This window comes from Pseudomonas sp. SM4, assembly GCF_051913165.1.
GTDB lineage: Bacteria > Pseudomonadota > Gammaproteobacteria > Pseudomonadales > Pseudomonadaceae > Aquipseudomonas.
The window spans coordinates 194,978-204,067 of record NZ_JBODOE010000013.1; the positions used below are offsets into that span (position 1 = coordinate 194,978).

A 9,090-nucleotide genomic window follows, 5' to 3' on the forward strand; every position below is an offset into this window, starting at 1 on the left:
CACCTGTGGAGAGGGGGCATATCTTTGCTGAAGGGGATTGGGCTGTGGTGCAAGGATGCCTGTGGCGAGAGGGTCGTGGCGGGCAATCAGGCCGCAACGGCCTGCTGTTGTTGATTGGGCAACATGACCGCGCGCACCGAGTTGCCTGGCTGCAGTTGCAGGCGTTTGGCCGTCAGGCGATCAATCACCAGGCTGCTGCCAACTCGACGGGCGCGGGCGACGGTGATGCGGCAGTTCTCCAGGCGGCGGTTGTGGATCAGCCACAGTGGCGCCTGGTCATCCGGGGTGCCGAGGCTCAGGGTCAGTTCCACGCTGTCGCGCACGGTGCGGATACTGCGCACGGGGGCTTCAATCACCGGCCCACCGTCGAAAATGTCGATATATCCCTTGTGAGAAAAACCCTCGGCCTGAAGGATTTTCAGCGCCGGCTCGGTATTGGGGTGCGCCTGGCCGATGGCCGCCTGAGCCTCTTCGGTGAGCAGGCAGGTGTAGAGCGGCTGGCGCGGCATCAGTTCGGCGATGAACGATTTGTTGCCCAGCCCGGACAGGTGATCGGCGTGGCTGAAATCCATCTGGAAGAAGTGCCGGCCCAGACTGTCCCAGAACGGCGAACAGCCCAGTTCATCGGCACTGCCGCGCAGTTCGGCGATCATCTTTTCGCCAAACAGGTGTGGAAACTCGGCGACGAACAACAGCCGCCCCAGTGACAACAAACGGCCATTGCTGCCATGACGTTGAGCATGGCCGAGAAACAGCGAGCACAGTTCCGATTGGCCGGTCAGTTCGTTGTTGAGAAACAGTGTCGGGATTTGCCGTTGTATGCCCAGATCCGGCGCCGAACTCACCGTCAGCCCCACTCGATAGTTGTACCAGGGCTCGCGCAAGCCGACCGCCCCGGACAGCGCGCTGACGCCGACCACGCGCATGTCATCGTCTTCGAGCACGAACAGGTAGTCCGCGTCGGCACGTTCTACCTGCTCGGCGAACGCCCGTTGCGCCCAGCGTACCCGATGGGCCAGGCGATCTTCGTTGGCCGGCAGGGTGGTGAACCCCGGGCCGGCCTGTTGAACCAGCGTCATCAACGCTGGCAGGTCGCTGACATTGACCGGGCGGACAATCATGCTGTAACTCCTTTTGCGCGCCTGTTCGGGCACTGTCGTTGGCTGCGGCACCGGGCGTGGTTCACAGGGCAATCAGCCGGATCGGGCTGCCATCGGTCACGTTCAGCACCGCACACATGGCCGGGGTGAGGGCCAGCGGTTGATCGGCGTGGACATCCAGTTCGGCGACGATGGCCCGGAAACCCTGCAGCGCATCGTTGCTCAGCAGGTAGCGGCCACGGGCATCGATCCGCGACTGCTGCTGCACCGGGAGGATCTGGCTGCGAACGATCGTCCGAATGTTTGCGGTGCGCGCATAGAGCGTCGGGCCGGCGTCGAACAGGTCGATGTAGCTGTTGGTTTCAAAGCCCTCACGCTCAAGAATGTCGAACGCTTCCTGCCCGTCAGGGTGAATGCGCCCGATGCATTCCTGCGCCGCCAGCGGCAGCATCGGCACGTAGATCGGGTATTGCGGCATCAGTTCGGCAAGGAACGAGCGGCTCTGCAACCCACACAACCTTTCGGCTTCGACGTAAGGCAGATCGAAGAAGTGTTTGCCCAGCGCATCCCAGAAGGGCGATTGGCCGCTCTCGTCGCTGTAGCCGACGATTTCAGTAATCACCGCTTCGGCAAAACGCGGCGCATGAGCGGCGATAAACAGCAGGCGCGCCCGCGAAAGCAATTCGGAAAAAGCTGTACGCACCAGCCCTGCGTCAATGTGAAAACCGCGCAGCAGCGTGTGATCGTTGAGGTCATGGCACAGCGACAGCGCCGGCACTCCGTGCTCGATGTTCAGCTCCCGCGAGGCGCTGGTGAAATGGCGGTTGCGCAGGCTGTAGAACGGCTCGTTGAAGCCGGCGGTGGCAACAATTTCCGAGCAACCCGACAGACGCTGGGTTTCAAGGTCTTCGAGCACGAAGAAGTAATTCTCCGGGCCCTGCGCCGCCGCTGCGCTTTCGAATGAGGCACAGGAGGCGGTGATTTTCTCGCGCAAGCGTTCGCTGTCATCCGGCAGAGAGGTCACGCCCACCAGGCTGGCGCGGGCCAATTGTTGTAACTGAGGCAGGTCGGTTAGCTCGACTGGGCGTAAGACCAGCATGGATGTACTCCTGTATCAAAAGGTCCGGTGAGTTCACCGCACCTGACTATCACTGTCGGGTTCCACGCGTTAAATCAGCGGTCGCCTGATTTGTTGTCAGACGCCGCCCTTTTTCTTGTCAGCCATTGCTCGGGTCGGGCAGCGCGGTACTGGCGCCGAGCTTGTTCAGGAAGAACAGATACACCAGGCCCAGCGCGATCCAGATCAGCCCGAGTTTCTGCGCATCGACGCCCATGTTGTACATGATGGCCGCGACGATGATGAAGCCGATCACTGGGCAGATCAGGTGGCGCACGACTTGTCCGGACTTCTGCCGACGCCAGTAGTAGTTGATCACTGTCAGGTGCAACAGCATGAAGCCGCTGAGGGCGCCGAAGTTGACGAGAGAGGTCAGGGTGTCGACCGAGTTGATGAACAGGTAGCAGATCAACAGCGACAGTACCGCCACCAGATAAATGCTCAGATACGGCGTGTTGTGTTTCGGGTGAACTTTGGCCAGCACTTTCGGCAATTTGCCATCGCGGGCCATGCCGAACAGCAGGCGCGATACCGCGGCTTGCGAGGTGATCGCCACGGCCACGCCCCACGCCAGCGCGGTGGCTACGCCGGTCAACGTCGCCAGCCAGCTGCCGGCAGCGATTTCGGCGATTTCATAGAACGCGGTGTCGGCGGAGGTGAAGCCCATGCCGGCCGCCAGATCGGTGGCGATCCAGGTTTGCGCGACGAAAATCACGCCCATGACCAACAAGGTAATCAGCGCCGCTTTGCCAACACTCTTGCCCGGATCGCCTTTGATTTCTTCGGCGAGCGTCGAGATTGCATCGAAGCCGAGGAACGACAGCACCGCAATCGACACCGCTTGCATCAACAGGGCGAAATTGAACGTTTCGGGGTTGTACAGCGGCGCCAATGTCAGCTCGCCGTGACCGCCACCGTTATGCAGGGCCGTCCAGGCGTAAAACAGGAAGATCCCCAGCACGACCAGTTGGGCCAGCAGGAAGATGATGTTCATCCGCGCGGTGAACGTGATGCCGCGCAGGTTGACGAATGTTGCGCTGACGAGGAACGCCAGAATAAAGCCGACTTTTGGAATGTCCGGGTACAAATGGTTGAGCGCCATCGCCGCATACACATACAGCAGCGGTGGAATCAGCAGGTAGTCGAGCAGCATCAACCAGCCAGCGATAAAACCGACATGCTGGTTCAAGCCACGTTGCGCGTAGGAATACACCGAGCCTGCGATCGGAAATGCCTTGGCCATGCTGCCGTAGCTGAGCGCGGTAAACAGCATCGCCACCATGCCGATGATGTAGGCCAGCGGCACCATCCCCGGCGCCTCGGCGTTAACGTAGCCATACACACCGAACGGGGCGATGGGGATCATGAAGATCATCCCGTACACCACCAGGTCCGTGAGGGTCAGGCTACGTTTCAACTCTTGCTTGTAGCCGAATTCTTCAATTTCCATGAAGCGCAACTCCTTGTCAGCCAGATCGGTCGTTTTTTAGTTGTTATGTCGGTCCATCGTTTACAGCGTCAGCAGTCTTGCGTTACAGCAATGGCGCGAGGTATCCGGCCCAGCGCGATACCGCTTCGGGGCTGCGCAACAAGTCGTTGCGCACCTCGATCAGCACCGAATCCAGGCCCCGGGCATCGCCGTGTACCGGCACGGTCATGTCGCCCAGCGGATCAATCTTGTACGGCTGGTTGCCCGCCACTTTCAGCGGATGCTCAGCGAGCCCGTCGAGCAGGCGTTGTGCGTAGTCCTTCGCCTGACCAAACAGCACGCCGACTTCCAGCGGTCGTGGCTGGCCGTAATACACCGGGGTAAAACTGTGAATCCCCACCACCCGTACCGGTTGCTCTTTGGCGATGCGTTCGTCGATCAGCGTCTGCAAGCGTGTGTGAAACGGCTTGAACAAGGCCTGGCGCCGGTATTCGCGCGTGGCTTCGTCCAGCTCACGGTTGCCCGGGATCTGATAGATCTCGCTCTGTGCCGGAATGCTGTCGGGCGCATGCCGTGGACGGTTCAGGTCGATCAGCAGTCGCGAATAATTGGCGCTCAACAGTGTGGCGCCAAGTTTTTCCGATAATTGCTCGGCCAGTTGCAGTGCGCCGATGTCCCATGCGATGTGTTCACGGGCGGCGGCCTCATCCAGGCCCAGATTGTTCAGGGCATCGGGGATGTAGCGGCTCGCGTGTTCGCACACCAGAATCAACGGATGTGTCGAGTCCTCGCGGCTCAGGTTGTAGGCCGGGCGGGTGTACAACCCAAGCTCGGCGGATTCAGTACAGGCGTGCATAGTGCTCACACAGGTCAGCAGGCGAGAGCTGTTCCGTCAGCGCCAGTTCCTCGGTTTTAAGGGCGTGATACGTGTCGAGCAACGGCTTGGGCAGCCATTCATTGAAGGCTGCACTGTCGCGCAGGCAATCCAGCGCCTGGGCGAGCGAGGCGGGCAGGGCAACGATGCCCCGGGCCTGGCGTTGCTCGTCGTTGAGTGAATCGGGCACTTCGTCGGTGATCGCGTTCAGGGCCAGACGCTGTTCAATGCCCAGTCGCCCGGCAATCAGCAGTGCCGCCATGGCCAGGTGCGGCGACGCCGTGGCGTCCATGGCGCGAAATTCGAGGTTGAACTGTTGGGCCACGGATTTGCCACCCAGGGTCACGGTCGGGCAGATGCGCAGCGCCGCTTCACGGTTCTGTTGACCGAGGCAGGCGTAGGACGCGCTCCAGTGGTGCGGCTGCAAGCGTTGGTACGACACCGGCGTCGGCGCAGTGAACGCACACAGGGCCGGCAAGTAATGCAGGACGCCCGCTGCCCAGTGCTGGCCAAGACTCGACAGACCGTTGCTGGTGCCCGCGTCGTAGAGCATCGGCTGACCGGCCAGATCCAGCAGGCTGACGTGCAAGTGCACGCCGTTGCACACCGCATGCTCGGCGGTTTTCGGTGCGAAGCTCAGGTCCAGGCCCATTTGCCGGGCGATCTCGCGGGTGATTTCGCGCACGTTGACCGCGCGGTCTGCCGCCGCGACGCCCAGTGTCGGCCGACAGGTGATTTCGTATTGATGCTTGCCGTACTCAGGCAGGAACATTTCCGGCTCGACACCCCCCGCGCGCAGGGCGCTGAGCAGCCAGCCACCGAATTCGGCGCCCTGACGCTGGGCTTCGAGGGAAAACGCCAGATGCTCGACAAACCCGGCGTGCAGGTTGAATTCATGTTCGAACGCGGCGTTGACTTGCAAGCCCAACGCATCGCGATAGCGCTCGATCTCATCGCGCAGCAGCGTGCGCGGGCAGGCGCCCCACGCACGACCATCGGTCTCGCGGATATCGCCGTGGATGAAGTCCAGCGCCGGCGCATCGGCATCCGGACCATTGCCAACGGTGACGCGACTGCTCAGATCGGGAATCAGCCGCAAGTCGCCATAAGCGCCCCACGGATTGGTCGAGGCGATGATGTCCTGTGGCGTCAGCGCGCTGTTGGCCGGCACCCAGCCGCAACCGGCGGCCTGGTAATGCTCAAGCTCATCGGTGGGAAACGAGCGGCCACGGGTGATGCCGATCAGGTCGGTGGTGACGATGGTGGTCATCGGCAGCGGCGTCAGGCGTGCGCTCATGGCTGCATCTCCTGCAGGCGGCCGAGCACGGTGTCGGTGTCGGTGATCCAGCAATAACCCTTGATTGCGTTCAGGCAGGCGCGATGGCGTTCGGCGCTGTAGGTGGCGCAAGCGTCCTCCACCAGCGTCACCAGATAACCGCGATCGGCGGCATCGCGCACGGCCATGTCCACGCACTGGTCGGTGACGATGCCGGCGATGATCAAGTGTCGGGTTTCGAGGTTGCGCAGCACGTAGTCGATGGCGGTCGAGTTGAACACGCCGGACGAGGTTTTTGGCAGGACGATTTCGTTTTCCTGCGGGGTCAGTTCAGCAATGACCTGCGCCTGCGGGCTGCCCTTGGGCAGGTGCATGTCTGACAGCTTGTGATCGAGCGAGCGGTCGCGACCATCGGCGGTCAGGCTTTCAATAATCGTGTGCAACACATTCTGCCGGGCCTGGCGAAAGGCGCCGAGCAACCGCTGCTGGTTGGGCACCACCTGCGTGCGGGCGCGGTTGAGGAAGTACTCGCCGTCCGGGCCACTGAGGTGCGGGTCGAACTGCGGTTCGAGCCAGGCGCGCTGCATGTCGACCAGCAGCAACGCCGTGTGGTCGGTGACAAACGGCAGATCCCGTGGCGAGCGGTGGGGAAGGCTGAACATCCTTATTTTTCCTCCAGCAGATGAGTGGCGAATTCGTTGCGCAGGGCGTCGATGCCTTCCAGGCGATCGGCCAGCTCCGGGCCGCGCAGGGTCAGGCAGGCAATCAATGCCTCGACCTGGGCCAGCGCCGGCACCATGGTGTCGAACGGTGAGGCCGATTCGACCGGGGCGCTGATGATCAGATCAGCCAACTCGCGCAGGGGCGACGCGTAGATGTCGGTAAACAACACCACCCGGGCGTTGTTGTTTTTTGCCGCGCTGGCGACGCGCAGGGCCTGGGTCTGATAACGGCGATAGTCGAACACCAGCACCACGTCCTGACGTTGCAGGTCGAACAACCGGTCGGGCAGCAGCGCATTGTCTTCCAGGGCAAAACAGCCGGGACGCAACAGGCGCAAATGATTGAGCAGGTACGTGGCCATCAGGCTGCTGAAACGGCCGCCGAAGCAGTACACCTGATGGCGTGCATCCAGCAGCCAGTCGACGAGGATTCGTATGTCTTCGGGTTGCGTCAGCGCCTGGGTTTCAAGTAACAGACGATGGCTGTCAGCAAGGTAGTGGCTCCAGGCATCGTCCTTGTTCTGATGCGAGCGAGGCTGCAACAGGGTGCTTGGCGAGCGCAGGCGATGGTCCATGTCACTGAGCAGGGCATCCTGGAATTCGGCATAACCACCAAAACCGAGCTTCTTTACCAGCCGCACGATCGTCGGGTCGCTGACACCGGCATGTTCGGCCAGACGTGCCATCGGCCCCAGGCCGTTACGCGGGTACTGATCAAGCAAGGCGCGAACGACTTTGCGCTCCGACGGCGTAAGATCAAGGCCGGGGTCGGTGATCAGGTCTCTGAGAGGGGGCATCCGGGCTCCTGCTGGATGGGGGGTGTTGAATTCGCTTCATAATCCGTTAAAACAGTATTTATGTAACTGACGCTACATGTCTAGTGAATTTTTTACCGTGGAGCAAAAGCCCCAAAATGGGGCAAGACGCCCGTGTAACAAGGGCTACACGGTAGTCGCACTGTCTTGTAGTCCATTGCCCGGAACGACGTCAGAAATTGCCGATTCGGCACTTCGCAAAAGGTTGCCGTCAGCGCCGTCGAGTTGGCTGCAACCCTCCGGCATACGGCACAATGGCGGTTATTGCCGACGGCTGCGCCGATTTTTCCCGACCTTCGAATGAGTGACTGCTTGTGCGTACCACCCGTTTGACTCTGATTTGCCATGCCCGAACCGTCGCACAGAAATTGTCGCGTTTTCCTACAAACGAGCCTGTTGAAAATGAGCAATTAGCGTCTGACTTGTGGGCGACACGGCTCGATTCACCGTTCCGTCTGTTGTGTGGTCCGGAATTGCGCACCCGGCAAACGGCTGAGTGGTTCGGCACGGACGCTGAAGTGGTCCCGGCCTTGCGCGACTGCGACTGGGGGCATTGGCACGGGCAGTCGATCAAGGATCTGCAGCAGACCGATGCACACGCATTGCAAGCCTGGCTGGCCGATCCTCACGCGGCACCGCATGGCGGTGAGTCAGTGGCGCAAGTGGGCGAGCGGGTCGCCGCCTGGCTCGAAGAGCTGGCAGCGACACCCGGGCATGTCGTCGCCATTACCCATCCTTACATTGTGCGCGCCGCGTTGATGCAGGTGGTGCAGGGCGCGGCTTTCAACGCAGTCGACGTCGAGCCGCTGGCCATCCTTGAGTTACGCTTCAACGGTATCTGGCGGCTACGCTTGCCGGGTATCGACAGCAAGGAGACGCGCTGATGAAAAAGCTGCTGGTGATCGGCATCGGCGCCGGTAATCCGGACTACATCACGATGCAGGCGGTGAAGGCGCTGAATCTGGTCGATGTGTTCTTCCTCATGGATAAAGGTCAGAGCAAGGACGCGTTGATTGACCTGCGCCGCGAGATCTGTGAACGCTACATCACCGATCGCGCTTACCGTTTCGCTGAAGCCCACAGCCCCGAGCGTGAACGCGGCGATGTCGACTACGCCGCCAGCGTCGCCGAGCTCAACCATGCCAAGCAACGCACCTTCGAAAGGCTGATCAATGACCAATTGTCTGACGGAGAGTGCGGTGGTTTCCTGGTCTGGGGCGACCCGGCGTTGTACGACAGCACGATTCGTATCCTGCAGGCGATTCTGGCGTCAGGGCGGTGTGCCTTTGAGTTTGAAGTGATCCCGGGAATTACCAGCGTCCAGGCGCTGGCGGCACAGCACAAGGTGCCGTTGAACACGATTGGCCGCTCAGTTGAAATCACCACCGGGCGGCGTTTGGCGGCGGGGCAGGTGAGTGACGCGGACAGCGTGGTGGTGATGCTCGACGCTGAAGATTCCTATCACACGGTGAAGGATCAGCAGACGGAGATTTTTTGGGGTGCTTATCTGGGCACCCCGGACGAGATTTTGATCAGCGGCAAGTTGAGTGATGTTGCCGATGAAATCGAGCGGGTGCGCAAGGCGGCACGGGCGGAACATGGGTGGATCATGGACACGTATTTGCTGCGCAAGCCTTAGATTTTTGCTGGCCGGGCGGGCCCAATCGCCGGCAAGCCACACAGGTTTTTGTGTCGCTGGGGATTATGGATCTACCACCGAACGGTGTAGGAGTGAGCCTGCTCGCGATGGCGTTGGT

General features: G+C 61.2%; 9 protein-coding genes. 2 read left to right on the forward strand and 7 right to left on the reverse strand.

Features of this window, described 5'->3' with window-relative positions; genetic code table 11:
- Window positions 1-86 precede the first annotated feature (86 nt).
- The 7 genes from astA to ACQ4MY_RS23235 form a co-directional block, all read right to left on the reverse strand.
- Window positions 87-1,121: an arginine N-succinyltransferase gene (gene astA / locus ACQ4MY_RS23205; protein ID WP_008082462.1), complete on the reverse strand. Its 1,035-nt coding sequence runs from the start codon at window positions 1,119-1,121 to the stop codon at window positions 87-89.
- A 61-nt stretch (window positions 1,122-1,182) separates the two neighbouring features.
- The gene (locus ACQ4MY_RS23210) at window positions 1,183-2,199 is read right to left on the reverse strand and encodes an arginine N-succinyltransferase (RefSeq protein WP_440096608.1); all 1,017 of its coding nucleotides are present in this window, start codon (window positions 2,197-2,199) and stop codon (window positions 1,183-1,185) included.
- Window positions 2,200-2,317: 118 nt separating this feature from the next.
- Window positions 2,318-3,667, reverse strand: a complete 1,350-nt coding sequence (locus ACQ4MY_RS23215) for an APC family permease (protein WP_158831748.1) — start codon at window positions 3,665-3,667, stop codon at window positions 2,318-2,320.
- Window positions 3,668-3,749: 82 nt separating this feature from the next.
- Window positions 3,750-4,502 (reverse strand): N-formylglutamate amidohydrolase, encoded by a 753-nt coding sequence (locus ACQ4MY_RS23220; protein WP_440096610.1) that lies wholly within the window; start codon window positions 4,500-4,502, stop codon window positions 3,750-3,752.
- Window positions 4,486-5,817: a glutamine synthetase gene (locus ACQ4MY_RS23225; RefSeq protein WP_440096611.1), complete on the reverse strand. Its 1,332-nt coding sequence runs from the start codon at window positions 5,815-5,817 to the stop codon at window positions 4,486-4,488. Before ACQ4MY_RS23225 ends, ACQ4MY_RS23220 begins: the two co-directional genes overlap by 17 nt.
- On the reverse strand, window positions 5,814-6,458 hold the full coding sequence (locus tag ACQ4MY_RS23230) for an isochorismatase family cysteine hydrolase (protein ID WP_440096612.1): 645 nt from the start codon (window positions 6,456-6,458) through the stop codon (window positions 5,814-5,816). Before ACQ4MY_RS23230 ends, ACQ4MY_RS23225 begins: the two co-directional genes overlap by 4 nt.
- Window positions 6,459-6,460: 2 nt before the next feature.
- Entirely contained in the window at window positions 6,461-7,315 is an 855-nt protein-coding gene (locus tag ACQ4MY_RS23235) for a MurR/RpiR family transcriptional regulator (RefSeq protein ID WP_440096613.1), read from the reverse strand.
- 332 nt (window positions 7,316-7,647) lie between these two features.
- Here ACQ4MY_RS23235 and ACQ4MY_RS23240 point away from each other — a divergent pair, with 332 nt between their 5' ends.
- Both ACQ4MY_RS23240 and cobF read left to right on the forward strand, forming a co-directional pair.
- A complete protein-coding gene (locus ACQ4MY_RS23240; protein WP_440096614.1) occupies window positions 7,648-8,217 on the forward strand; it encodes a histidine phosphatase family protein in 570 nt (189 codons plus the stop codon).
- Window positions 8,217-8,972 carry a precorrin-6A synthase (deacetylating) gene (gene cobF, locus ACQ4MY_RS23245; RefSeq protein WP_440096615.1) on the forward strand — a complete coding sequence of 252 codons (756 nt, stop codon included), beginning with the start codon at window positions 8,217-8,219 and terminating at the stop codon, window positions 8,970-8,972. Before ACQ4MY_RS23240 ends, cobF begins: the two co-directional genes overlap by 1 nt.
- Window positions 8,973-9,090: the final 118 nt, after the last annotated feature.

What these genes read in the sequence shown, in the direction of transcription:
- ACQ4MY_RS23220 (WP_440096610.1), bottom strand. Translation starts at nt 4,502, where the DNA reads ATGCACGCCTGTACTGAATCCGCCGAGCTTGGGTTGTACACCCGCCCG.
- ACQ4MY_RS23215 (WP_158831748.1), bottom strand. Translation starts at nt 3,667, where the DNA reads ATGGAAATTGAAGAATTCGGCTACAAGCAAGAGTTGAAACGTAGCCTG.
- ACQ4MY_RS23225 (WP_440096611.1), bottom strand. Translation starts at nt 5,817, where the DNA reads ATGAGCGCACGCCTGACGCCGCTGCCGATGACCACCATCGTCACCACC.
- cobF (WP_440096615.1), top strand. Translation starts at nt 8,217, where the DNA reads ATGAAAAAGCTGCTGGTGATCGGCATCGGCGCCGGTAATCCGGACTAC.
- ACQ4MY_RS23210 (WP_440096608.1), bottom strand. Translation starts at nt 2,199, where the DNA reads ATGCTGGTCTTACGCCCAGTCGAGCTAACCGACCTGCCTCAGTTACAA.
- ACQ4MY_RS23235 (WP_440096613.1), bottom strand. Translation starts at nt 7,315, where the DNA reads ATGCCCCCTCTCAGAGACCTGATCACCGACCCCGGCCTTGATCTTACG.
- ACQ4MY_RS23230 (WP_440096612.1), bottom strand. Translation starts at nt 6,458, where the DNA reads ATGTTCAGCCTTCCCCACCGCTCGCCACGGGATCTGCCGTTTGTCACC.
- astA (WP_008082462.1), bottom strand. Translation starts at nt 1,121, where the DNA reads ATGATTGTCCGCCCGGTCAATGTCAGCGACCTGCCAGCGTTGATGACG.